At 49.5% G+C, this 24689-nt stretch carries 17 protein-coding genes and 5 pseudogenes; 12 read left to right on the top strand and 10 right to left on the bottom strand.

What is annotated here, in order from left to right:
• Positions 1-30 precede the first annotated feature (30 nt).
• The 5 genes and pseudogenes from ssuB to ssuE all read right to left on the bottom strand — a co-directional run bounded on the left by ssuB (position 31) and on the right by ssuE (position 4289).
• Positions 31-818 (bottom strand): annotated as a pseudogene (gene ssuB, locus KQP84_RS15320) (aliphatic sulfonates ABC transporter ATP-binding protein).
• Entirely contained in the window at positions 815-1606 is a 792-nt protein-coding gene (gene ssuC / locus KQP84_RS15315; RefSeq protein ID WP_215847175.1) for an aliphatic sulfonate ABC transporter permease SsuC, read from the bottom strand. The pseudogene ssuB and the gene ssuC overlap by 4 nt, the downstream one beginning before the upstream one ends.
• 10 nt (positions 1607-1616) lie before the next feature.
• A pseudogene (gene ssuD / locus KQP84_RS15310) lies at positions 1617-2764 on the bottom strand (FMNH2-dependent alkanesulfonate monooxygenase).
• 11 nt (positions 2765-2775) lie between these two features.
• Positions 2776-3727 (bottom strand): annotated as a pseudogene (locus KQP84_RS15305) (sulfonate ABC transporter substrate-binding protein).
• A gap of 10 nt (positions 3728-3737) precedes the next feature.
• On the bottom strand, positions 3738-4289 hold the full coding sequence (gene ssuE / locus KQP84_RS15300) for an NADPH-dependent FMN reductase (protein WP_215847174.1): 552 nt from the start codon (positions 4287-4289) through the stop codon (positions 3738-3740).
• 737 nt (positions 4290-5026) lie between these two features.
• Between ssuE and KQP84_RS15295 the strand changes: the two genes are divergently transcribed.
• The 5 genes from KQP84_RS15295 (at position 5027) to KQP84_RS15275 (ending at position 10325) form a co-directional block, all read left to right on the top strand.
• On the top strand, positions 5027-5692 hold the full coding sequence (locus KQP84_RS15295) for a hypothetical protein (RefSeq protein ID WP_215847173.1): 666 nt from the start codon (positions 5027-5029) through the stop codon (positions 5690-5692).
• A gap of 275 nt (positions 5693-5967) precedes the next feature.
• Entirely contained in the window at positions 5968-7497 is a 1530-nt protein-coding gene (locus KQP84_RS15290; RefSeq protein WP_215847172.1) for a lipopolysaccharide biosynthesis protein, read from the top strand.
• A complete protein-coding gene (locus tag KQP84_RS15285) occupies positions 7494-8501 on the top strand; it encodes a glycosyltransferase family 2 protein (RefSeq protein WP_215847171.1) in 1008 nt (335 codons plus the stop codon). The genes KQP84_RS15290 and KQP84_RS15285 overlap by 4 nt, the downstream gene beginning before the upstream one ends.
• A 120-nt stretch (positions 8502-8621) precedes the next feature.
• Positions 8622-9632, top strand: coding sequence for a quinone-dependent dihydroorotate dehydrogenase (gene pyrD / locus KQP84_RS15280; protein WP_215847170.1), 1011 nt, complete (start codon positions 8622-8624; stop codon positions 9630-9632).
• A gap of 150 nt (positions 9633-9782) precedes the next feature.
• Positions 9783-10325 carry a cell division protein ZapC gene (locus KQP84_RS15275; RefSeq protein ID WP_215847169.1) on the top strand — a complete coding sequence of 181 codons (543 nt, stop codon included), beginning with the start codon at positions 9783-9785 and terminating at the stop codon, positions 10323-10325.
• Between the two features lie 5 nt (positions 10326-10330).
• Here the strand turns inward: KQP84_RS15275 and KQP84_RS15270 are convergent, their stop codons facing one another.
• Entirely contained in the window at positions 10331-11440 is a 1110-nt protein-coding gene (locus KQP84_RS15270; protein ID WP_215847168.1) for a YcbX family protein, read from the bottom strand.
• A 110-nt stretch (positions 11441-11550) separates the two neighbouring features.
• On the opposite strand from KQP84_RS15270, the gene rlmKL reads away from it, so the two are divergent.
• From rlmKL to rmf, 6 genes and pseudogenes are all read left to right on the top strand, one after another.
• Positions 11551-13665 (top strand): bifunctional 23S rRNA (guanine(2069)-N(7))-methyltransferase RlmK/23S rRNA (guanine(2445)-N(2))-methyltransferase RlmL, encoded by a 2115-nt coding sequence (rlmKL, locus tag KQP84_RS15265; RefSeq protein WP_215847167.1) that lies wholly within the window; start codon positions 11551-11553, stop codon positions 13663-13665.
• A gap of 6 nt (positions 13666-13671) precedes the next feature.
• Positions 13672-15590: pseudogene (locus KQP84_RS15260) on the top strand (ABC transporter ATP-binding protein).
• A gap of 16 nt (positions 15591-15606) precedes the next feature.
• Positions 15607-16875, top strand: coding sequence for a membrane integrity-associated transporter subunit PqiA (gene pqiA / locus KQP84_RS15255; RefSeq protein WP_215847166.1), 1269 nt, complete (start codon positions 15607-15609; stop codon positions 16873-16875).
• Positions 16862-18501, top strand: a pseudogene (gene pqiB / locus KQP84_RS15250) (intermembrane transport protein PqiB). The gene pqiA and the pseudogene pqiB overlap by 14 nt, the downstream one beginning before the upstream one ends.
• On the top strand, positions 18501-19070 hold the full coding sequence (gene pqiC / locus KQP84_RS15245) for a membrane integrity-associated transporter subunit PqiC (protein WP_215847165.1): 570 nt from the start codon (positions 18501-18503) through the stop codon (positions 19068-19070). Before pqiB ends, pqiC begins: the two are co-directional and overlap by 1 nt.
• Positions 19071-19347: 277 nt before the next feature.
• Positions 19348-19518 carry a ribosome modulation factor gene (gene rmf / locus KQP84_RS15240; protein ID WP_215847164.1) on the top strand — a complete coding sequence of 57 codons (171 nt, stop codon included), beginning with the start codon at positions 19348-19350 and terminating at the stop codon, positions 19516-19518.
• Positions 19519-19578: 60 nt separating this feature from the next.
• On the opposite strand, the gene fabA is transcribed toward rmf, so the two are convergent.
• Positions 19579-20097 carry a bifunctional 3-hydroxydecanoyl-ACP dehydratase/trans-2-decenoyl-ACP isomerase gene (gene fabA, locus KQP84_RS15235; protein WP_215847163.1) on the bottom strand — a complete coding sequence of 173 codons (519 nt, stop codon included), beginning with the start codon at positions 20095-20097 and terminating at the stop codon, positions 19579-19581.
• Between the two features lie 68 nt (positions 20098-20165).
• Positions 20166-21983, bottom strand: coding sequence for an AAA family ATPase (locus KQP84_RS15230; RefSeq protein WP_215847162.1), 1818 nt, complete (start codon positions 21981-21983; stop codon positions 20166-20168).
• A 107-nt stretch (positions 21984-22090) separates the two neighbouring features.
• On the opposite strand from KQP84_RS15230, the gene matP reads away from it, so the two are divergent.
• Positions 22091-22558: a macrodomain Ter protein MatP gene (gene matP / locus KQP84_RS15225; protein ID WP_215847161.1), complete on the top strand. Its 468-nt coding sequence runs from the start codon at positions 22091-22093 to the stop codon at positions 22556-22558.
• An 88-nt stretch (positions 22559-22646) separates the two neighbouring features.
• Here the strand turns inward: matP and ompA are convergent, their stop codons facing one another.
• Positions 22647-23714, bottom strand: a complete 1068-nt coding sequence (gene ompA, locus KQP84_RS15220) for a porin OmpA (protein ID WP_215847160.1) — start codon at positions 23712-23714, stop codon at positions 22647-22649.
• A 349-nt stretch (positions 23715-24063) separates the two neighbouring features.
• Complete coding sequence (gene sulA / locus KQP84_RS15215) at positions 24064-24555, bottom strand: SOS-induced cell division inhibitor SulA (RefSeq protein WP_215847159.1); 492 nt, start codon at positions 24553-24555, stop codon at positions 24064-24066.
• Between the last annotated feature and the right edge of the window lie 134 nt (positions 24556-24689).

Below are 24689 nucleotides of genomic sequence, written 5' to 3'. Positions count from 1 at the left end.
TTGCCACTACGTGCATAAACCCGCCGTTTTTTAGCGCTGCTGAGCGTAACGTACCGGTTGATCGCTCTCCCCACGTCGCATTACACGATCCAGCACTTCCGCCTCCAGCTCAGCCAGTCGCGCAGAACCACGTCGGCGCGGACGCGGCAGATCGACCAATAAATCCAATCCAATCTGGCCTTCCTCAATCAACAAAACACGATCCGCCATTGCCACCGCTTCGCTGACGTCATGCGTCACCAGCAGCACGGTAAAGTGATGTTGTTGCCACAGCGATTCAATCAATCCCTGCATTTCGATACGCGTTAATGCATCCAGCGCGCCCAGCGGCTCATCCAGCAGTAACAACCCAGGTCGATGAATCAACGCACGCGCCAGCGCAACACGCTGCTTTTGACCACCTGACAAGGCGGCTGGCCAATCATTAGCGCGTTCAGCCAGGCCAACGGCTTCAAGGGCTTCCATCGCTGCGCTGCGCCATTCGCGGCCGCGCAGGCCAAGTCCGACATTATCGATCACTTTTTCCACGGCAGCAGGCGTGCATCCTGAAACATCAGGCGTGTATCTTCGCGTGCCGAATGTAACGGCGCATTGCCCGCCAGTAGTTGTCCGCTGGAAGTTTGTTCCAGCCCGGCAAGCAAACGCAGCAACGTACTTTTACCGCAGCCGCTGCGACCCACTACCGCCACGAACTGGCCGGAGGGAATGTGCAAATCAATGTTATTCAGAATGGTGCGGTTGCCATAGTGTTTGCTGACCGCATTGACGCCAACGGGTGTACCGGTATTGAGGCGCGCTGGGGGAAGGGTATGACTCATGCGTTCTCCTCCTTCAGTTGATAAGCCGGATGCCAGCGCAGCCAGACGCGCTCTAACAGCTGCGCAGTGACATCGGCTAGCTTACCGAGCAGGGCATAGAGAATGATGGCGACCACCACCACATCAGTTTGCAAAAATTCGCGCGCGTTCATTGCCAGATAGCCGATACCTGAGTTCGCTGAAATGGTTTCAGCCACGATCAGCGTCAGCCACATCAGGCCAAGCGCGAAGCGTACGCCAACCATGATGTTGGGAAGAGCACCGGGCAGAATCACCTGAATAAACAGGCTCCAACCTGACAAACCGTAACTGCGAGCCATTTCCACTAATCCGCGATCAATATTGCGAATGCCGTGATAAGTATTCAGGTAAATCGGGAACAGCGTGCCCAAGGCGACCAGAAAAATTTTCGCCGCTTCATCAATACCGAACCACAAAATCACCAGCGGAATCAGCGCCAGATGCGGGACGTTACGTAACATCTGCACTGAAGTATCTAAAAGGCGCTCACCAGTACGCGAGGTGCCGGTAATCAAACCGAGTATCAAACCAATCGAACCACCAATACTAAAACCGATGGCAGCACGCCAGCCGCTGATAGCAAGGTGTTGCCACAGCTCACCGCTGGCGGCGAGGTTGTAAAAAGTGATAACAATATTTTCGGGTGACGGCAGAATGCGCGTTGATAGCAAGCCGGTTTGCGACGCGATTTGCCACACCACAATCAGCAGGGCGGGCAGCAGCCACGGCACCAGCTGATTCGATATGCGTTTACTGACTTTCGCCATGATGCTCTCCTCAGCCCTGCGCTGCTTTTTTCTCAGGGGTAAAATCATTGGCTACCGCTTCACCATGCGCTTGTACTACGCGAGGTTGCGGCACCAGCGGCACGTTCAAATCGAGATGCGGGAACAGCAACTCGCCAACGCGATAGGCTTCTTCCAGATGTGGATAGCCAGAAAGAATGAACGTTTCGATGCCTAACTCTTCATATTCCTTCATGCGTGCAGCGACCGTTGGTCCATCGCCCACCAGCGCGGTGCCTGCGCCACTGCGAACCAAACCGACACCCGCCCACAAGTTAGGACTGATCTCCAGCTTGTCACGACGTCCACCATGAAGCGCTGCCATGCGACGTTGCCCGATAGAGTCAGCGCGCTGGAACGCAGCCTGAGCTTTAGCGATAGTGGCGTCATCCACATTGGCGATCAGCTTATCAGCGGCCTGCCAGGCTTCTTCGTTGGTTTCGCGCACAATCACATGTAAACGAATACCGAAGCGCACTTTGCGGCCCTGTGCCGCCGCTTTGGCACGCACCTGCTCAATTTTTCTTTCACCTGCGCGGGAGGCTCGCCCCACGTCAGATACACATCAACCTGTTCTGCAGCCAGGTCTTGGGCAGCATCTGACGATCCTCCAAACCACAGCGGTGGACGAGGTTGCTGCACCGGTTTAAACATCAGACGCGCACCGCGTACGTTAACGTATTTGCCTTCATAGTCGACGGTTTCGCCTTCGAGCACCCGGCGCCAGACGCGGGTAAATTCTGCTGATTCAACATAGCGTTCACGATGGTCGAGGAACACGCCGTCGCCGGCTAACTCTTCAGGATCGCCGCCGGTAACAAGATTAAACAGCGCACGACCGTTTGACAGGCGATCCAATGTGGCTGCCTGACGCGCCGCCTGAGTAGGCGAGATCACACCCGGACGCAGCGCCACCAGAAAGCGCAAGCGCTGGGTGACAGGGATCAGTGAGGCTGCAACCAACCACGCATCTTCGCAGGAGCGTCCGGTGGGAATCAGCACGCCACCGAAGCCGAGGCGATCGGCCGCTTGGGCAACTTGCTGTAAATAAGCGTGATCGACAGGGCGAGCACCCTCAGCAGTACCAAGATAGCGACCATCGCCATGCGTCGGCAGAAACCAAAATACGGAAACGCTCATGTTTTCACTCCTTATTGCGTAACGGCATGCGGTTGCCAGATGCGATCTTTGATCGACACTTTTACTGGCATCAGATGATTGGCATAAAACAGGTCAGCGGTTTGCTGCTGGGCTGCAGCGGTTTTAGCGCTAACCGGTGTAATAGTGGTGGGCGGGCGATGACTGAGGTAGCTGGCAATCACCGGTTCTGGCAAGCCCATGGCTTTAGAGAGTAATTCAGTGCTTTGCTGGCGCTGGCTGAGGGTTAATGCATCGGCGTCACTGAAGGTTTTCAAAACGTGTTGTACAAAGTCACCGTGCGTTTCGGTGAATTTACGCGTAGCCAAATAGAAGGAGCCGGTTTGGTTCAGCTTGCTACCATCGACCAGAACGTGAACATTCCCTTGCAGCAACGCAGCGGAGTAGTAGGGATCCCAAATTGCCCACGCGTCTACATCACCTTGCTGAAAAGCGGCACGTGCATCGGCTGGCGTCAAATAAATCGGCTGGATATCGTTGAAACTCAATCCGGCTTGCTCAAGCGCACGCAGCAATAAATTGTGCGAGCTGGAGCCTTTTTGAAAGGCGACCTTTTTGCCTTTAGGTCAGCCACGTTTTTCAGTGGGCTGTTATTCGTCACCAGAATCACTTCTGCCTGTGGCTTTGGCGGCTCTGAGCCAACATAGAGCAAGTCTGCGCCAGCAGCTTGGGCAAACAGCGGGGAATGTCGCCGGTACTGCCTAAATCAATACTATTAACATTCAACGCTTCCAGCATTTGCGGTCCTGCCGGAAACTCTACCCACTGAATTTTAGTGTGAGGAAAACGTTGCTCTAACATCTGATGCGTTTTTGCCAGCACCATGCTGACCGATCCCTTTTGATAACCCACGCGAAATTGTGCCGGATCTTGTTCAGCGGCCTGCGTCTGCAAACCCGCGAATAACAGCGCAGTGGTGAGCCATATTCCTACACGCCTTTTCATCTGTTCTTCCTTATACAGCCTGAGCAACGGGGTGTCGGTGGCGTGTCAGCGCCAACCAAAATGATTCAACGGCTTCATCAAGGCGTTGAGCCAACGGCGCATACAGTTCAGGTTGACGATCGTAATGGGTAATTTGGCTATCTTCTGCGTAAACGCCATGCAGAATTTCTTGCGCTTTTAGCGCATTCAGCACGGGCTTGAGCGCGTAATCCATCGCCAACATGTGTCCCTGACTGCCGCCGCTGGCGAGAGGTAAAACCACTTTGTGTTCCAGCGCACGCTCTGGCAACAGGTCAAGCAGCGTTTTCAGTGCACCTGAAAAAGAGGCTTTATAGATAGGTGTCGCAACAATCAAGCCATCCGCTTCCAGCAAATCTTCACGCAGTGCCAATAAAGCGGGCGCATCGAAGCGCGCATTGATCAAATCGTCTGGCTGAAAGTTATGGATGTTCCATGGAATCACCTCGACACCTCGTGCTTCCAGCTTGTGCTGGCAGAGCGTAAGGAGAGAAGTCGAACGTGAAGGAAATCGAGGGCTACCCGCCAGCGTAATAACGCGCATCGCTACTCCTTATAACTAAAAGTTATTGATTATCTATTGTTGAGAACTGATGCGTTCATCCTGGCAGAGCAAGCGGTGTGTCTTAAATGATTTATCTGGCAATTGATTGTTGAAAATCGGGATTGGGCGGTAAATATAAATGAAGGGGGACGCGAATTGATGTTTTTTAAGTTTTATCTGAAAAGTGGTAAATGATAGCGTTTCAGCGTTCAACTAATAAATAAGTTAAGGTGCGTTAGTCATCAGTTGAGTTAATGAATAACGTTAATTCCAATAGCTGTATAAGATAAACGTTGTCACGATCTAAATTTCAGGGCATAAAAAGCGCAAATGCCATTGATAGCAATAGGATAACTGGCAAGGTTAACTCATCGGAACAGATTTCTGCCAGCAAGAGAGTAGCGTTAATCTGTCACGTCTGCCTTAATTTTGCGCCCGATTTTCTACCTGATTGATTACAATATCAAAAAAATAAAACTAACCTTATTAAGTTTGGTAACAAGTGTTGATGAATTTTCCCCTGTTTCTTTTAAAGAGTGTGAAACAAGACTGAACAATGAATCATTACTGTTACTTTAATGCAGTAATATTTATCTTTTCGTTATTTTGTTGCTGTTTATAATTAGTTGAAGCTGACTGAATTAAAAATTTGATAAGAAAAGTTAGCCTTCATAAATAAGAGCATTTTGCGACGCTTTATTTTATCAATGTCCGCCCACATCTTAAGGGAGATGATCATGGGGAAATCTTTAGATACACAACACAGCAATAATAATGATGAAACGCTACTTTCAACGTTGAGTACGAAACAGTTGTCAGCCTCTCAGTCACCGATAGGATGCTACTGGCTTCAAAAGAGCCTGCCCAGTGGAAGATATATCGCGAATAAAAGCAGCAGCGCAGGGTATACTTTCTCTAATGGCACGCCGGATGACGATGATTTTATAGTAATTTGTCCAGAGGCGTATGCGCTGCCTGAAAATCTTTTAAAAGAGATTGCTAGCCTTAGTGACACGCTGCCAGAACTCAACTGTTACCTGATTTCACTGGTTAAAAATGCATTGCCGCAGGGATTACAAAACTCTTCTGCCTTGTTTCAAAAATTACATGAACAAGGTTTATGGCAACATGATTTGTTCGCCGTGGTATTGCGCGCAGCACAACTAAGAGAATTTAGTAAAGAAACAACTTTGCAGGATGTCATGTTGATGGGGTTGTTAAATACCCAGTCGGTTTGGGTTGTACAACAGTCTGTTAATGAATCCCCAATGAACGCCCAAACGGGATTAAAGCACCCTGTTTCCTACCAGCAATTTATTTCAGACTATGAAAGGTTAACGAGACTGACACAATTTATTCCTGAAAAAATCACTTCAGAGAAATTTATTTACGTCATGCTTTAACGCAGTTAATGCGTGGCGAATGCTCACAACAGCGTCAACTTTCCGCTAATGTTCAACATGCAATCGATTATTTTGGCGATAAAATGAAAGCCAAAAATTATTGGGAAAACTTAATGCTGAAACAACCTGTCATATTTTTCACATTAATGAAACTGAGAAGAAAGCTACAACCACAGTACCAGTTTTAATTTTAAGAATTAGCCCGCTGGGCGAGCGAATATTTTTATGTCACGCTTATGCATACTAGGAAAGTAAGCCAGACACCATTAAAAATTATGTCAATTAAACGTAATGCTATTGCTAATTATATCGGCCAGATTTACCTGACACTGTCTGGTATTTTAGTTGTCCCTCTTTATATTCAACATCTTGGAATGGAAGCCTACGGGTTAGTTGGCTTTTTTTCAATTCTATTGACGTGGCTGCAATTGCTTGATGCAGGCGTTTCGACAACATTGATGCGTGAAGCTGCACGCTATCGTGCAAACCAGAAAGAGTTTGTTTGGTTTCCATCGCTCTTTGCTGCCCTGACGAAGTTCTTTCTGATTTCAACGTTGTTGCTTGTGGTGCTGGGCTGGCTTGCGACGCCGTGGATTGCTACCCATTGGCTGGATGCTAAACATCTTCCTGCAAATGATGTAGTGATGGCCGTGGGTATTATGGTGATTACTGCAGCTATACGTTGGCGCACCAGTCCTTATCGCAGCGTTATTGTTGGGTTTGAGCATCAAGTCTGGCTGAACGGCGTTAACTTAATCATTACGACCTTACGCACTTTCGGTGCCGTGCTCGTCATACAAATTTTCCCTAATCCCGTCCTGACGTTCTTCTTCTGGCAATTGTTGGTTTCAGTGGTGGAAGCCGCATGCTGTATTTATAAGGCGTGCCAACTTGTTCCACGCGAAGCGCGCCAAGAGAAACGTGAAGATCTTAAAGAGGTGCTGAAACCTTTCTTACGTTTCGCGCTGAGCGCGGCGTTTTCTAGTGCTGTATGGACATTTATTTCGCAAATTGATCGGCTGGTACTCTCTAAAACCCTGCCGCTGAGCGAATACGGTTCGTTTACTGTTGTCGCTACAGCCGCCACGGGTATTTTACTGCTTAGTAGCCCAATTATGCAGGCTATTGTGCCCCGCATGACAGGAATGAAAACGCGTTCAGGCAGCGGCGACACTGAATCTTTGAAGCTCTACCGCTACACCACCCAAGCCGTTTCTATCTTTATGGCACCGCTCAGTATAACTATCGCGTTTTACGCAGGCCCCTTGCTTTGGGCATGGACCCAGAAGCAGCAGATAGTTGATGAGATGTCATTTATTCTCAGCCTGTATGCGTTAGGAAGTGGTATTCAAGCAATATGTGGGTTGCTCTATCATCTGCAATATGTGAACGGTAATCTTAAGCTGCATATGAAAGGTTTCACTTTCTTTGCCATCGTGTTGGTTCCCCTCAATATCTGGTCAGCGGTCCATTTTGGCGCGTTGGGCACCGGTTGGTTATGGCTAGGACAGAATGTTTTCTATCTCACAGGGTGGGCATGGTTGGTGCATCGGCGATTTGCACCAGGCATTCATTTTTCCTGGTTAACACGTGATGTAATGATGGTCTGGGCCGTATCGGCACTAATTGCCTGGCTCAGCACGTTACTTCCCATTGAGTGGAATCAAAATCGTTGGATCAATCTGCTGTGGCTTGGGCTGATTGGCTTGGTAAATTTATCGGTGTGTTGTCTGTTGCACAGCCTGGTGATTAAGCGTTTGAAAACGCCTTTGCTCAAGAGATTTAACCTGGAGGGAAGAGGATGACAATGCTGACTTCACGCGATGGCCCTACGGTATCAGTGATTGTGCCGAACTGGAATTGCAAACCTTGGTTGGCTGAGGCCATGACTTCACTGTTGCGCCAGTCCTCACCCCCTGAAGAAATCATTGTTATTGATGATGGTTCAACAGATGGCAGCGTTGAATGGTTAACCGATCTGGCAGCGCGCCATCCACAGGTTACCTTGCTTCGTAACGAGCGCAGCGGAGTGAGTGCTGCACGAATGAAGGGATTAGCCGCCGCAAGCGGCGACTACATCTATTTCATGGACGCAGATGATTTTGTTTCAACCGAACTGTTTGCTGATTTTCGCCGCGTGAAGGCTCGCCATTCAGGCATTGAGCTGTTCTGTTTCGGGGCAAAGATGTTTTTTGACCTGCCAGCCTATCAGCGGGAATATCAGTTGATTCATCAGCGTCATATCAGCGGCTTGCTGTCGGGTGGCAGTGATACATTGATGAAACTGATGAAATCGCAGTCGGCTCATCGTGTGGTCTGGAGCAGTATTATTTCGCGCGAGCTGATTAATCGATTATCGATCGGTTTTTTATCGATTCAAAATCACGAAGACGCGCCCTATATGTTTGCGCTTTATATGCAGGCTAACCAAATTTATCTCACTAGCCAGAGCTACTATTACAAACGTTTTTTGCTAAGTTCCTTGTCGCAAAGTACGCGAGATTTTTCCTGGATTGAAAATTACTTTATCGCTCGCGAAAGCAGTGAAACTTTTTTAAAAAACCAGGGTTTAGAAATCGATGAGGAATTACTGGATGATTATTATCAAACAATAATGCAGGGATGCTTAAGTCAGATTCGTAAGAACACTATGCAAGTTCCTGCTGTCTGGCGCACACCGGTTGAACGCCTGGTACGCAAAGTCACTCAACAAAATCCACGCATGAAACTTTTGTGGTATTGCCCAACGCTTTTCGTGGGACTCCAGGCTTGCCGCAATCGATTGTCCCGCTACTCACCTAAGCGCTGATATTGATCAAATTCAGTTGCACAGGATAAATTTACTTTTGCGCCAGAGCACTTTACCATTCTGGCGCACATTTACCCGTGCACTGACTTTCACGATCGCTTCCGCCCTTCAGGAGAGTGCATGCTTTATCCTATCGTCCGTCCGGCGCTATTTAAGCTCGATCCCGAGCGCGCACACGAACTCACCTTTCAGCAATTGCGTTTTATCAGTGGCACACCGCTGGAAGCATTGATTCGTCAGAATCTGCCCTCCCGTCCGGTAACTTGCATGGGATTGACCTTCAAAAACCCGCTAGGTCTTGCAGCCGGCCTTGATAAAAATGCGGAATGTATTGATGCTTTTGCGGCCATGGGCTTTGGCTTTGTGGAAGTGGGAACGGTAACGCCGCGAGCACAGGCCGGTAATGATAAACCGCGTATGTTTCGTTTAATCCAGGCGGAAGGGATTATCAATCGCATGGGCTTTAATAATCTGGGTGTCGATCATCTGGTAGAGAATGTCAAAAAGGCGCGGTTTAATGGCATCCTCGGCATTAATATTGGTAAAAATAAAGACACGCCGGTTGAGCAGGGCAAAGACGATTATCTGATTTGCATGGAAAAGGTGTATGCCCATGCTGGCTACATCGCCATTAATATCTCTTCGCCTAATACACCCGGTTTACGCACTTTACAATATGGCGAAGCGTTGGATGATCTTCTTTCGGCGATTAAAGCAAAACAAAAAGAGCTAGAGCAGCGTCACCTTAAATATGTTCCAGTGGCCGTAAAAATTGCGCCAGATCTTTCCGAAGAGGAGTTGGTGCAGGTTGCGGACAGTTTAATACGTCACCAAATTGATGGTGTCATTGCCACCAATACAACGCTTGATCGATCACTGGTCAGCGGGCTGAAATATTGTGACGAGGCGGGTGGGTTGAGCGGGCGTCCTGTGCAGTCGCGCAGCACTGCGGTGATCCAACGCCTGTCACAAGAGCTGAAAGGAAGCTTACCGATTATTGGCGTTGGCGGTATTGATTCCCTGACGGCAGCACGTGAAAAAATGGCGGCCGGTGCAACCTTAGTTCAAATTTATTCTGGCTTTATCTATAAAGGGCCGGGGTTAATTAAAGATATCGTGACCCATCTCTAAGACAATTCTCACAATATAGCGCCGGGGGTTTATTTCTCCCTTCGGCTCGTTTATATTTTGGCCTGTTACGCGCTTTTCAGCTTTTCCTTATGTCATTTATTTCGCACTTTTTCGCGTAATTAGACACAGCGGTTTACTACAGGGCACTCCATGAAAATCAAACCTGATGACAACTGGCGTTGGTATTTTGACGCTGACCATGACCGGATGATGCTTGATCTGGCAGACGGTATGCTTTTTCGTTCCCGTTATTCCCGCAAAATGCTTACACCCGATGCATTCAACGAATCAGGCTTTTGCGTCGATGACGCCGCGCTTTATTTCACTTTCGAAGAGAAGTGTCGTCACAGTGAATTAAGCCATAATCAACGCGCCGAACTAGTATTGAATGCATTGGTTGCCGCACGCTTCCTTAAACCGCTGATGCCTAAAAGTTGGCATTTTTCCAGCTGCCAGCAAAGTGTGCAGCCAGCTATGGGTGAAATAGTGGAAGTGACGTTGGCTGACAGCGGTGAGCAAGCACGTTTGCTGGTGGTTGAAAACGGTGATAACGCGGCACTCTGTCTGCTGGCGCAACCTGCCTTAACACTCGCCGGTAAAGGCATGGTATTGGGGGATGCAATCAAGGTGATGAACGACCGTTTGCAGCCGCAGCAACAGGAAATTGCACCGCGCTACGCTCGCGCGGTGTAATCGCGTTAAGCCAGTTCGATATTTCCCGCCGGGATACAGCTACAACTCAAAATGGTGCCATCACTGCGAATGGCACTCTGCTTCAACGCTTTGACCTCGCCTGAAACCAACGTCATTTTACAGCTGCCGCACAAGCCTGCCCGACACGAATAGGGAATGCGGAAACCCTGCATCTCGAGCTGCTCCAGCAGAACCTGCTGATTGTCACCGCTAAATTGTTGTCCTAGATAGTCAATAGTGAGTTCCGTTTTTGCCTGCCGCTGCGGCTTTAGCGTTTGCACAACGGCTCCCGCACCATAAGCGCGCGGCGTATGGCGTTTTGTCACCGTCACTTCATCGCCTACGCGAATAATGCCGCTGTTGCGGGCAACCAGGTTAAGACCAAAATCGATATCGCCGCTGCCATCTTGCGCACTACGGAAGCGCTGTAATGTGGCGAGGGGCTGACCATCAGGATGTTTGCGACCGCTCTCTGGGTTCACGGTGGTAAAAACGCAGCGGCTACAAGGTTTCGGCACTTCAAACGTTACGCCCCCGACCTGCAGTTCAGCCCAGTTATCTTCATCCCAGGCTGCCGCACCATTCACCACCAAATTGGGGCGAAATTGTTCTATGCGCACGCTGGCAGGCGATCGCTGTTGCAAATCGTGTAAAGAAGCACTGTTGATCAGCAAGAAAGGGTAGCCATCGGCGAAACCCAGCGGCACGGTTGCGAAGTTTTTGACCCGGCGCGAAGGCTGCGCGCCTATCCAGCGCAACTCTACCTCACGCGGAAAGAAGCCGCTTAACCACTGATTAATGGTATCCGGCGCAATCCGTGAGGTAAAATGGTTGCCCCACACCTCGGTAGGTTTTTCCTGCGGGGCAAAATCACTAAAGCGAATCAGCGACTGGCTTCCATCCGGGGCTTGTAGAAACAGCCCATCCGGTAATATTGCCGGTGTAAAACGCACCATCTCAGGATACTGACGCGCAGTAATGAAGGTGCCATTAGGTTCGGTCAACATGAAGATGCGATCAAACGCCAATCCGCTCTCCAGAACCTGCGCGTGTGAGAGGTGCAATCCGCGCATCGACTTAACAGGATGAATAAATAAGCGGGAAAGCGTGATCATGGTGTTCTCCTTGAAACCAGGCGCGAAAGACAAAAGAAGCTAACTTTATGACATAGGTCTCTGATTCGCTATAATGCGCAACAATTTTCTCAAGAGTAAGAAGTGACGATATGAATTCTCTGTTTGCCAGCACGGCGCGTGGGCTCGAAGAGCTGTTAAAAAGTGAGCTAGACGCGCTGGGCGCGCAAGATTTGCAAGTGGTGCAGGGAGGCGTTCACTTCGAAGCTGATGACCGCATCATGTATCAAAGCCTGATGTGGAGCCGTCTGGCGTCGCGTATTCTGCTGCCGCTGGGCGAGTTTGGTGTCTACAGCGATCTCGATCTCTACCTTGGCGTGCAGAGCGTTGACTGGACAACCATGTTTGGCAGCGACAAAACCTTCGTGGTGCATTTCAGCGGCACCAATGATGCGATCCGTAATAGTCAGTTTGGTGCATTGAAAGTTAAAGACGCCATTGTTGACAGTTTCACCCGCAAAAATCTTGAACGTCCTAACGTTGACCGTGAACAGGCGGATATTCGTATCAACGTCTGGTTGAATAACGATCGTGCCAGTATTGCGCTGGATCTCAGCGGCAGCTCGCTGCATCAGCGTGGTTATCGTCAGCAAACGGGTCAGGCACCGCTTAAAGAAAACCTTGCGGCTGCGATTGTACTGCGTTCTGGCTGGCAGCCGACTACGCCGTTGATCGACCCCATGTGCGGTTCCGGTACGCTGTTGATTGAAGCGGCTTTAATCGCCAGCGATCGCGCGCCGGGTCTGCTGCGCAAACACTGGGGCTTTACCGCCTGGAGCCAGTTCAACGCGGCATTGTGGTCTGAAGTAAAAACTGAAGCCCAAACGCGTGCTCGCGCCGGTACCGCAGCCACCGAAGCGCGTTTCTTTGGTTACGACAACAACGGACGTGTATTGGAATGGGCACAGGCGAACGCTCGTCGCGCGGGCGTATTCGAGCTGTTTACCTTTGGCCAACAAGATTTGTTGAAGCTGAAAAATCCGCTGCCAGCAGAGGTTCACGGCACGGTTTTGAGCAACCCGCCTTATGGTGAACGACTGGATAGTGAACCGGCGTTGATTGCGCTGCACAGCCAGCTTGGCCGTATTATGAAGCAGCACTTTGGTGGCTGGAATTTGTCGCTGTTTAGCGCCTCGCCCGAACTGCTGAGCTGCTTGCAACTGCGTGCCGATCGTCAGTTCAAAGCTAAAAACGGCCCATTGGACTGCGTACAGAAAAACTATCAGCTGGCGGTTAACAGCAGCGAAAGCGCTAACCAGATCGCTGAAGATTATGCGAACCGCTTGCGCAAAAACCTCAAGAAGCTTGAGAAGTGGGCGCGTCAGGAAAAAATTGAAAGCTACCGCATTTATGATGCCGATCTGCCAGACTATAACGTAGCCGTCGATCGCTACGCCGATTGGGTCATTATTCAGGAATATGCACCACCGAAAACTATTGATCCGAATAAAGCACGCCAACGTCTCTTTGACGTGATCAGCGCGACGCTGACCGTGCTGGAGCTGCCAGCAGATCGCCTGATCCTGAAAACGCGTGAACGTCAGAAAGGCAAAGCGCAGTATCAGAAGCTGAGCGAAAAGGGCGATTACTTTGAGGTGCAGGAGTTTAATGCGCGCTTCTGGGTAAACCTGACTGATTATCTCGACACCGGCCTGTTCCTCGATCACCGCATCGCGCGTAAGATGCTGGGCCAAATGAGTCAGGGCAAGGATTTCCTTAATCTGTTTGCTTATACCGGCACCGCCAGCGTTCACGCCGGACTGGGTGGCGCACGCTCTACTACTACAGTTGATATGTCACGTACCTATCTGGAGTGGGCAGAACGTAACCTGCGCCTGAACGGCCTGACTGGACGTCAGCATCGCCTGATGCAGGCAGATTGTCTGAGCTGGCTGAACGAAAGTGATGAGAACTTTGATCTGATCTTTATTGATCCGCCGACCTTCTCTAACTCCAAACGCATGGAAGAAAGCTTCGACGTGCAGCGCGATCACATGATGTTGATGCGTAATTTAAAACGCCTGCTGCGTCGGGGCGGCACCATCATGTTCTCGAACAATAAACGTGGTTTCAAAATGGATCTGGAAGGGCTGAAGGAATTAGGTCTGCAAGCGCAGGATATCACCCAGAAAACCCAGTCGCAGGATTTCGCGCGTAACCGTCATATACACAACTGCTGGCTGATCACTCACGCCGGTAAGGAATAAGTTTACATGTCATTAATCAGTATTCACGGCGCCTATCTCTCTTTCAGCGATGCGCCGTTATTAGATAACACCGAACTGCACATTGAAGAAAATGAACGCGTCTGTTTAGTCGGGCGCAACGGTGCAGGCAAGTCCACCTTGATGAAAATCATTAATGGTGAACAACCGCTGGATGATGGTCGCATCATTTATGAGACCGATCTGGTGGTTGCACGTCTGCAACAGGATCCACCGCGCAATATCACCGGTTCAGTTTACGATTTCGTGGCTGAAGGCGTGGAAGAGCAGGCTGAACACCTGAAAGCCTATCACGCTATTTCCCATGTGGTGATGGAAGATCCCAGCGATAAGAACCTCAATGAGATGGCTCGTCTGCAAGGCATTCTTGATCATCAAAACTTGTGGCAGCTCGAAAGCCGCATCAATGACGTGTTGCAGCAGATTGGACTGGAACCCGATACCGAGCTTTCTTCGCTGTCGGGTGGTTGGCTGCGTAAGGCCGCTTTAGGCCGCGCGCTGGTGAGTAATCCTCGCGTTTTAATGCTGGATGAGCCAACCAACCACCTCGATATTGAAACCATCGATTGGCTGGAAACGTTCCTGAAAACCTTTACCGGCAGCATTGTGTTTATCTCGCACGACCGTTCTTTCATTCGCAATATGGCAACCCGTATTGTCGATCTCGATCGCGGCAAACTGGTTTCCTGGCTAGGCAATTACGATCTTTATCTTGAAGGTAAAGAAGAAGCACTGCGCGTTGAAGAGATGCAGAACGCCGAATTTGACCGCAAGCTGGCGCAGGAAGAAGTGTGGATTCGTCAGGGTATCAAAGCGCGCCGTACGCGTAACGAAGGCCGCGTGCGTGCCTTAAAAGCGTTACGTCGTGAGCATTCAGAACGTCGTGAAGTAATGGGCAAAGCCAATATGCAGGTCGGTGAAGCCTCACGTTCCGGTAAGATTGTTTTCGAAATGGAAAACGTCGATTACTCAGTGGGCGGCAAAACGCTGGTGAAGGATTTCTCTTCACAAGTGCAGCGCGGCGATAAGATCGCTTTAATCGGACCAAACGGCTGCGGCAAAACGACGTTGCTGCGTTTGATGTTGCAGCAGTTGAAAGCAGACAGCGGACGCGTACATTCCGGTACCAAACTTGAAGTCGCTTATTTCGATCAGCATCGCGCTGAACTCGATCCCGATCGTACCGTGATGGATAACCTGGCGGAAGGTAAGCAGGAAGTGCTGGTCAACGGTAAGCCGCGCCATGTGCTGGGTTATTTACAGGACTTCTTGTTCCACCCGAAACGCGCGATGACACCCGTGCGTGCGTTGTCGGGCGGGGAGCGCAACCGTCTTTTACTGGCGCGTCTGTTCCTGCGTCCAAGTAACCTGATGATTCTCGATGAACCGACCAATGACCTCGACGTTGAAACGCTGGAGCTGTTGGAAGAGCTGATTGATGGATATCAGGGCACCGTTTTGCTGGTGAGCCACGATCGTCAGTTCGTCGATAACACCGTAACGGAGTGCTGGATTTTTGAAGGCAACGGCGAAATTGGTACTTTTGTCGGGGGTTATCATGACGCACAGCAGCAGCGTGCGGCTTACAAACAGCAGAAAACGGTTACAGCGTCAAAAGCGCCAGGTGCAGCGGCTAAACCTGCGGCAGAAAAAATGATTCTGCCAAACGCAGCGCCAACAAACTAAGCTATAACCTGGCGCGCGAGCTGGAACAGTTACCGCAAAAGCTTGAGCAGCTGGAAGCGAAAATCGGCGAATTACAGGCAAAAATGAGCCATCCTGATTTCTTCAGTCAGCCACATGATAAAACCCAGCCGGTTTTAGATGAACTGGCTCAGACTGAACAAAATCTGGAAACCGCTTTTGCTCGCTGGGAAGAGCTTGAGTCACTGAAAAACGGCGGGTAGTTAAAAGGAATAAGGGATGTGTTCAGCAGATAAAACTGGCGCGTGGATGCTCTGTCCACAATGCGATTTGATGGTCAGACTGCCGGACATTCCTGTTGGCAGCCGTGCATCTTGTCCGCGCTGCCGTACCACCTTGACGGCTAACTGGCACGAACCGCGTAAAAGACCCACCGGCTATGCGCTGGCGGCGCTGTTCATGCTGTTATTGGCCAATCTCTTCCCGTTTATCACCATGAAAGTGGCGGGGATCAGCAGCCAAATTTCCTTAATGGAAATACCTCAGGTGATGGTCTCTGAAGATTACAGCAGCCTCGCCACGCTGTTTTTATTGGTGGTACAAGGCATTCCTGCCTTTTGTATGCTCACGATTATTCTGTTGGTTAATCCCATTAAGATGCCTGCCGGTGTGAAACGGATTTTGGCACGCGTGCTTTTCCAGCTTCGCAGTTGGGGCATGGCAGAAATTTTTATGGCTGGCGTGCTGGTGAGTTTCGTTAAACTCATGGCGTATGGCGACATCGGATTGCAAACCAGCTTTTGGCCTTGGTGTCTGTTTTGCCTGCTACAACTGCGCGCTTTTCAGTGCGTTGATCGCCGCGAATTGTGGCAGAACATTGCGCCAATGCCTGCGTTAAGGCATCCACCTGAAGTGGGCGTTACGGGCTTGCGTCAGGGATACCGTTCTTGTCCTTGTTGTACGGCAATTCTGGCGGTTGATCAGCCTGCATGTTCACGTTGCGGCGTGGTCGCCGGTGCGCGCCGCAAGCACAGCCTGCAATGGACGCTGGCGCTGCTGCTCACCTCAGTCATGCTTTATGTTCCTGCTAATCTGTTGCCTATCATGGTGACTGAAACCCTTGGCAATGCATATCCCTCCAATATTATGGCGGGTGTAATTTTGCTGTGGAGTGATGGCTCCTATCCGGTCGCGCTGGTGATTTTCATCGCCAGTATTATGGTACCGACCTTGAAGATGTTGGCCATTGGCTGGCTTTGCTGGGACGCCAGCGGACGTGGACGCCGTGACAGCCACAGAATGCATCTGGTTTATGAAGTGGTCGAGTTTGTTGGCCGTTGGTCGATGATCGACGTATTTGTGATTGCTGTGCTCTCTGCGCTGGTGCGCATGGGGCAATTAATGAAGGTCTATCCAGCGTGGGGAGCCGTGTTGTTTGCGCTGGTGGTCATTTTGACCATGATTGCTGCGATGACCTTTGACCCACGTTTGACTTGGGATCGTGTTCGCGAAAATAAATTAAAGGAGCCGCGCCTTGACGGAAACTAACCACGGGCATGCCAAAGTGGAACAGATTAAGCGCTGGTCGCCGGTCTGGATTGTCCCCATCGTGACACTGCTGATTGGCGGATGGATTTTGTTCTATCACTTCAGCCATCAAGGCCCGGAAGTGACCCTGATTACTGAAAATGCCGAAGGAATCGAAGCAGGAAAAACTACCATTAAAAGTCGCAGCGTTGATGTAGGTATCGTCGAAAGTGCGGTACTGACTGACGATTTACATCACGTTGAAATCAAGGCGCGCTTAAATTCCGGGATGGAAAAACTGTTACACAGCGATTCGGTTTTTGGGTGGTCAAGCCGCAGGTAGGTCGCGAAGGAATATCCGGTTTGGGCACTTTACTTTCCGGGGCGTATATCGAATTACAACCGGGCAGTAAGAATGAGCAGGCAGAACAATATCAGCTGTTGGATGCACCTCCGCTCGCACCACCCGATGCCAAGGGCATTCGCATTACACTCGACAGTAAAAAAGCTGGGCAGCTCAATGCCGGCGATCCGGTGCTGTTTCGTGGCTATCGCGTAGGTACGGTGGAAACCAGCACCTTTGACACCGACAAGCGCATGATGACTTATCAACTGTTTATCGCTGCGCCTTATGATCGCCTTGTCACCACCAATGTGCGTTTCTGGAAAGACAGCGGAATAGCCGTGGATATGTCAGCGTCAGGTATGCGTGTCGAGATGGGCTCCTTAACCACGCTGTTCAGCGGCGGTGTCAGTTTTGATGTACCGGATGGCTGGGAGCTCGGAAAAGCGGCAGAGAACAAATCAGATTACCATCTGTTTGACGATCAGCGCAGTATTCAGGATTCGCTCTATACCAATCACATTGATTACCTGATGTTCTTCACCGATTCGATTCGTGGTTTGCAGGCAGGTGCGCCGGTAGAGTTCCGTGGAATTCGTCTGGGTACAGTTTCTGAAGCACCGTTTATGAAAGCGGGCGTGGATCAGGCGCTGAACAATGATTATCGCGTTCCTGTGTTAATACGTATTGAACCAGACCGCTTTATTAGCCGTTTGGGTGAAAACTTCGATCTTGAGCAACATTTGCAAGATGGTAAAAAACGCGGCCTGCGTGCCACGCTGAAAACAGGCAATTTGCTCTCTGGCTCGCTGTATGTTGATCTCGACTTCTACGATAACGCGCCTGCCTATAAAGGACCGGAAAAGATCTCGGGTTATGAAATCATTCCTACCGTAAGCGGCGGTTTAAGTCAGATTCAACAAAAACTGATGGCGGCTCTGGATAAAATTAATGGCTTGCCGCTGGACGGTATGATTACCCAAGCGACCGGCACATTGAAAGAAAGCCAGCGCACTATGCGTGATCTGCAGCGTACTATTGATAACGTCAACAATCTTACTGGCAGTCCGGCGATGAAAACCTTGCCGGAAGATATGCAGCAAACCCTGCGAGAGTTGAATCGCAGCATGAAAGGTTTGCAGCCGGGATCCCCTGCATACAGCAAATTGGTCGGCGATATGCAACGCCTGGATCAGGTATTGCGAGAACTGCAACCTGTGCTGAAAACACTGAATACCAAGAGTAATGCATTGGTGTTTGAGGCCAAACCGGGACAAGATCCCCAGCCAAAGAGGGCAAAATAGTGAAAAAAGGGTTAATACTTTTTGCCGCGCTCGCGCTGAGTGCATGCAGTAGCACCATTGATACGACCTATTATCAGCTGCCTTCCGGGGCAGCTTCAATGCAGGTCAATAGCGCCAGTCAGACGCAAGGCCAACCCACACTGTGGGTGCAGCAGGTGACGGTGCCAGATTATCTGGCGGGTAACGGCTTGGTTTATCAAACCAGCGATGTTAAGTACGTTATCGCAGCCAATAATCTTTGGGCCAGTCCGCTGGATCAGCAACTGCAGCAAACGTTGATTACTAATCTCAGCAAAGCCTTACCGGGAAGGCTGGTTTCAGGTTCGCCATTGGGTGCCCAACATGACACGTTGAACGTGACAGTGACAGGTTTCCAGGGACGCTACGATGGCCAAGCAGTCATCAGCGGTGAATGGACACTAGAACATCAAGGAAGGTTAACGAAACGCGCGTTTAATCTGACCTTACCGCAGAAAGAAGATGGCTATGATGCGTTGGTCAGAACGCTGGCTTTAGGCTGGCAACAAACGGCACAACAAATCGCCAATAGTGCGGTTGAAATAAATTAGGAATAGTACGAGCATCATCTAAGCCCTTGATTAATCATGATGTTACCGTTGTGATGGTCAGGGGTTTTTCTTAGACGAATCAGCGAGATAGCACAGCAATCTCTGTCACAAAACCCAAACTCTTTTTCAGATACAGGTCACAATTATGAAATTGGCGTGAATATTGCGCATTGATCTTTCTCTTCAGAGCGGGTAGAACATTAGAGTGGTTGAACATTAATTCACCACCTTTTTCTTTCCACCAGATTCCACCGACCTGATATGAGGGACACGGAGTATGAAGAGACAGAAACGAGACCGCCTCGAGCGCGCCCATTCACGAGGTTACCAAGCAGGTATTACAGGACGCTCAAAAGAGATGTGTCCGTATCAATTGATTGACGCTAAGTCTCACTGGTTGGGAGGTTGGCGACAAGCCATGGAGGACAGATCGGCGGCGGTTGCCTAACCGAATGTCACTGAAAAGGGAAAAACCTCCGCTGAACGCGGAGGTTTTCGTTTCTGTCATTTAGAATGCAGCAGTGTCTTTAAACAGACCTACTTTTAAATCGCTGGCGGAATAAATCAGATTACCGTCAACAAACACTTCGCCATCTGCCACGCCCATTACCAGTTTACGGTTAATGACGCGTTTGAAATGAATGCGGTAAGTCACTTTTTTCGCTTCTGGCAGCACCTGACCGGTGAATTTCACTTCGCCCACGCCCAATGCACGGCCTTTACCTTCGCCACCTAACCAGCCCAGATAGAAGCCAACTAACTGCCACATAGCATCTAAGCCCAGGCAGCCTGGCATTACTGGATCGCCGATAAAATGGCAGCCGAAGAACCACAAATCTGGATTGATATCTAATTCGGCTTCAACAAAACCTTTATCAAATTTTCCGCCGTCTTCGGTCATTTTGACGACGCGGTCCATCATCAGCATGTTGCCTGACGGAAGCGGTGGGCCGTTCTCGCCAAACAATTCACCGCGACCAGATAAAATCAGGTCTTCTTTGGTATAGGATTCGCGTTTATCTACCATGTTCTCAATAAGCCTTGTTTTAGTGAATCACGAATACTAGCGAACAGTTGTACGCTGAGCAAATCGGATTAGCGGTGGTTAAACCAGTTGAGCCAACGTAGCGGCCACGGACGATGTGAAATGTCCTGTTGTTGGTTCAGCTGGCTGATGCGTTCCTGAATAGTGCCCAGCAAACAATCGCCTTCGACATTTTCTATATTCCACTCTTTACCGGTTAACAAAGGCAGGGCTTCGTCGGCACGATCAATCGCCCAAATGTGGAAACGACCTTGTTCAACGGCATTCACTACTTCCTGATTCAGGCAAAGATGGCGAACATTACAGGCTGGAATAATTACACCTTGCTGGCCAGTAAGTTCACGCTGATGGCAAATATCAAAGAAGCCTTCAATCTTTTCATTTAATCCGCCAACTGGCTGAACATTACCGAACTGATCAACAGAACCGGTAACGGCGATCTGCTGATTTACTGGCTGATTCGCCAACGCACTGATTAATGCACAAAGTTCAGCTAATGAGGCGCTGTCACCATCGACTTCGGAATAAGATTGTTCGAACACCAGCGATGCTGAGAAGGGCAGTTGTTGTTCAAGCTCGAGTTCGGCAATCAAATATGCCTGCATGATCATCATACCTTTGGCATGGATATTCCCGCCAAGCTCGGCTTTACGCTCAACGTCGGTAAACTCACCGTCGCCAGGATGAACCACACAGGTAATACGTGAAGGATCACCCCATGCACGTGGATGGCCAGGATATTCCACTACTGACAATCCATTTATCTGACCAACCACTTCGCCTTCGGTTTCAATCAAAATCTGCTTCAGCAGAATTTCATCACGCATTCGCTCGTTCAGATAATTTTCACGCCATAAACGCGCATCAAGTGCATCGCGTAAGGTTTCCGCGGAAATGCTTTCACCCATTAAGGATGATTCACGTATCTGTCGCAGCAACCAGCGAGGACAAAGTGGCAACGTTTCCTGATCGCCACTGTACCGGACACCTTCTTTGATTAGCTCTGGCCAAAAATCGGCTTCAGGTATCGGCAGGTTGGCTTGCTTGGCTAAATCCACTGTCCAGCGGCACCACGAGAACATGTCATCCTCATCCAGCACTTGAATGTTTTCTTCAAATTCAGTGTAGATGGACATTTCGTGGGTTTCAGGATCGAGCTCCTGAAATTCAGCTAAGGCTTCGCGATCGCCACAAAGCACCAGATTAAGCTGAAGTGGAAGAGGTGGAATCGACACCGGTAGCGGGCGTCGTTCATCCTGAGAAATCCAGTCAACGAAACCTTGCTCAACGCATTTTTTCAGGCGCATCCACAGCAGCGGCTGCGCCAGAAAGGAGCGTAACGACAAAATTAGCGTACCGCCGTTGGCACGGTGAATTAAACCTGGCTCAAGCTGAATGCGATCTTTATGTGAACGAACGCAGCCAAACAATTGCTCCATCTCAATCCATTCCGCAAAATGCACTTCACCTTGACTGGTAAAAGGGCGATCTTTATTGGAAGGCGGTTGCAACGTGACGTTATCTGCAATGATATGGTAATCACCGCCAAATAATGTGGCTGCATTAGCCGAGAAGCGTTGTGCAGTTTGCGCAATAAGCGAAAGATAATCTCGATTTTCCTGACTGCGAATTAACAACAGAGGAAAACCTTGTGTTTGATGATGTAAATGCGCCAGCGCATTGAGCAGCCGAGGCTGAACCGATGCGAGTGAATCGGTCTCTTCATCAGCAATTCGGGAGAATACGGATTGGTATTGCGAACTATCCGGCTGTAAGTTTTGCCACGTAAGTTGAGTGCTGGTCAAAATAATCGCATTTATCTGATTGAAGAAAAGCGCGATTATACAGGAATCACCCTTGTTAATCACGGCAGAGTTCCAATTGAAGATGTGACGGCGGCAACATGTTTTTCGTTGCTACATCCGGGAAAAAAGCTGTTATTCTTAGATCGTTACGTGATCACGATGAGATTCCGATGAAATACCAGCAACTCGAAAATCTTGAATGTGGATGGAAATGGAAATACCTGGTGAAAAAGCATCGGGAAGGTGAACTGATCACGCGTCACCTTGAGTTAAGTGCGGCGAAAGCTGCGGTAGACGTGCTGTTGGCGATGGAAAACCATCCGGTAGATGTGGGTGAATGGATTGCCCAGCATATTCATCCTGATTTGGATAACCGCCTTAAGCAGACCATCCGCGCGCGCCGAAAGCGTCATTTTAACGCCGAGCATCAACATACCCGCAAAAAATCTATCGATTTGGAGTACCTGGTTTGGCAAAGACTGGCAGGGCTAGCGCAACGGCGGAACAGCACTTTGTCTGAAACCATTGTGCAATTGATTGAAGATGCAGAGCGCAAAGAGAAGTATGCAACCCAGATGTCGAGCCTTAAACAAGATCTGCAGGCTATTTTGGGGAAATCGAGTACAGAAAATGAATAACGGCCTTCTGAATTATTGCTTTATTTTTCCAGCATGATCACCAGATACAAAAAACCCCGCCTGAGCGGGGTTTTTCTTACGTATTAACTTAAGCCTGAGGCTGAGTTACTACGTCTTTGATACCTTTAACGTCGATTTCTACACGACGATCTGGTGCCAGGCAGTCGATCAGGGCGTTACGGCCTTTCACGCTATCACAAGTGTTGCCAGTAACTGGGTTAGATTCACCCATGCCACGTGCAGAGATCTTGTTAGACGGGATGCCTTTAGATACCAGGTAATCTACAACTGACTGAGCACGTTTCTCAGACAGTTTCTGGTTGTACTGCTCTGAACCGATGCGATCGGTAAAGCCCAGGACAACAACGGAACCATCTTTAGGATCCATTGAGCTCAGCTGGCTGTACAGTTGATCCAGAGCTTGCTGACCTTCTGGCTTCAGAGAAGCTTTGTTGAAGGTAAACAGAACGTCAGATTTCAGAGTGAAACGCTTGGTTTCAACAACAGGTGCTGGCGCTGGAGCAGGAGCTGGTGCTGGAGCAGCATCATCCTGACCGAAGCGGTAAGAAACGCCTACGCTCAGCATTGTGTTATCAGGACGTGCACCAACGGTACCTGCGTCACCGATGTTGTTAACCCACTGGTAGTCCAGGCGAGTAGCCCAGTTTTGAGTCAGTGCGTACTCAACACCCACTGCTGCCAGCGGAGAAACACCAGTGTCGTGGTCGCTGATGCGGCCAGTCGTTGGGTTAGTCTGAGTAGAGTCTGCGCGCCATACCATACCACCCAGACGAGTATATACGTCCAGATCGTCAGCAATTGGGTAGCTCAGTTTAGCAGCCAGCTGAACGCCTTGTGCTTTAAATGCGCCGTTAGTCACGTCGCCTTTGTTAGGCATGCGACCCAGCCAGTCATAGCCCAGCTCGAAGCCCAGGTATGGGTTTGCCTGGTAACCAAGGAATGCACCCGCACCCAGTTGGCTTTCATGAGTTGGACCGTCATTGTTCTCGTAACCGTTACCGTAGTAACCAGTATCGTGATACTGAGACCAGCCCAGTTTAGCACCGGTATACCAGGTGTCATCTTTCGGAGCGGCCTGCGCTACGGTAGCGAAGCCAGCCAGTGCCACTGCAATTGCGATAGCTGTCTTTTTCATTTTGCGCCTCGTTATCATCCAAATAGGCAATGAGCAAAAAGGTTGCTCTTGGTTTAAATCCTTCGCCGGGTCAAAACGCTCGCTTATGACTCTACCGAAAAAACGGAGGTTATTGAGCACCCTGGCGAGATAAAGTCTACAACGAGATTGGAAACTTACAAGTATGATGTGAGGCGCTACTGTAAAAAAACAGCCGTTTATACACAAATTCTAACAATTGGCCTTGTATTATCGCCACCGCAAAATGGGTAAAAAAGGTGCTAAGCCATTGTCAATACAGGAGGTAACAGAATCAGTGGCTTAGCGATGAACGATAAGAAAAATAGCCTGAGATAAATCCCATTTTTACTTAATGAAACAAATCCGACTGAATTTTTAGCGCGTTTTGTGGTCGGAGAGGCGCTTCGACAGGATTGCTCGAACGCAAAATGAGCCCTAAAGCTTCACCTTCAGCCGCCGCACGTTCAAGTTCACGACGCTCTTCTTCATCCAGTTCATAGGGAATCCAGGCCAGTACCACGCTGTAATTACCCGTTCTTAACGCTTTAATCATTGTTTCTACAGCATTGAGCCGATCTGAATCAGCGATATGCATGCTTTTATCCAGTGGCAAACCTGACTGCTGCAACCATGCTCGATTGAGTTTATGCGCTGGCGTGAGCCACAGCTGCCAGCGAGATTGCTGACTTAACTGCTGCAACAGCGGTAACAGCAACATTTGCATCATACCCGGTTGCTCGCTGTAGCGTAACTCGGTTATCCAGCCGCTGTTTTGCTGTGGCATGGATGAAGACGCATAACGGTGAGCATCGCGTGCATTATTCGTATGTTGTGTCCGCATAAATTAATCACTCAACAATTGACTGTATGAATATACAGTAATGTCATCCCGCATAAAGATCAACCCAAATTTCTGACAGCAGCTCGCAAAAACGACACAAGGTTGGGCAAGAATGCATTTATTCATTGAACCTG

This window comes from Candidatus Pantoea bituminis, assembly GCF_018842675.1.
Taxonomy (GTDB): Bacteria; Pseudomonadota; Gammaproteobacteria; order Enterobacterales; family Enterobacteriaceae; genus Pantoea; species Pantoea phytostimulans.
This window is presented reverse-complemented; position numbering and strand designations above follow the sequence as displayed.

Coding starts and splice junctions, on each gene's coding strand:
- ssuC (WP_215847175.1), bottom strand. CDS start 1,606: ATGGCGAAAGTCAGTAAACGCATATCGAATCAGCTGGTGCCGTGGCTG.
- ssuE (WP_215847174.1), bottom strand. CDS start 4,289: ATGCGCGTTATTACGCTGGCGGGTAGCCCTCGATTTCCTTCACGTTCG.
- KQP84_RS15295 (WP_215847173.1), top strand. CDS start 5,027: ATGGGGAAATCTTTAGATACACAACACAGCAATAATAATGATGAAACG.
- KQP84_RS15290 (WP_215847172.1), top strand. CDS start 5,968: ATGTCAATTAAACGTAATGCTATTGCTAATTATATCGGCCAGATTTAC.
- KQP84_RS15285 (WP_215847171.1), top strand. CDS start 7,494: ATGACAATGCTGACTTCACGCGATGGCCCTACGGTATCAGTGATTGTG.
- pyrD (WP_215847170.1), top strand. CDS start 8,622: ATGCTTTATCCTATCGTCCGTCCGGCGCTATTTAAGCTCGATCCCGAG.
- KQP84_RS15275 (WP_215847169.1), top strand. CDS start 9,783: ATGAAAATCAAACCTGATGACAACTGGCGTTGGTATTTTGACGCTGAC.
- KQP84_RS15270 (WP_215847168.1), bottom strand. CDS start 11,440: ATGATCACGCTTTCCCGCTTATTTATTCATCCTGTTAAGTCGATGCGC.
- rlmKL (WP_215847167.1), top strand. CDS start 11,551: ATGAATTCTCTGTTTGCCAGCACGGCGCGTGGGCTCGAAGAGCTGTTA.
- pqiA (WP_215847166.1), top strand. CDS start 15,607: ATGTGTTCAGCAGATAAAACTGGCGCGTGGATGCTCTGTCCACAATGC.
- rmf (WP_215847164.1), top strand. CDS start 19,348: ATGAAGAGACAGAAACGAGACCGCCTCGAGCGCGCCCATTCACGAGGT.
- fabA (WP_215847163.1), bottom strand. CDS start 20,097: ATGGTAGATAAACGCGAATCCTATACCAAAGAAGACCTGATTTTATCT.
- matP (WP_215847161.1), top strand. CDS start 22,091: ATGAAATACCAGCAACTCGAAAATCTTGAATGTGGATGGAAATGGAAA.
- ompA (WP_215847160.1), bottom strand. CDS start 23,714: ATGAAAAAGACAGCTATCGCAATTGCAGTGGCACTGGCTGGCTTCGCT.
- sulA (WP_215847159.1), bottom strand. CDS start 24,555: ATGCGGACACAACATACGAATAATGCACGCGATGCTCACCGTTATGCG.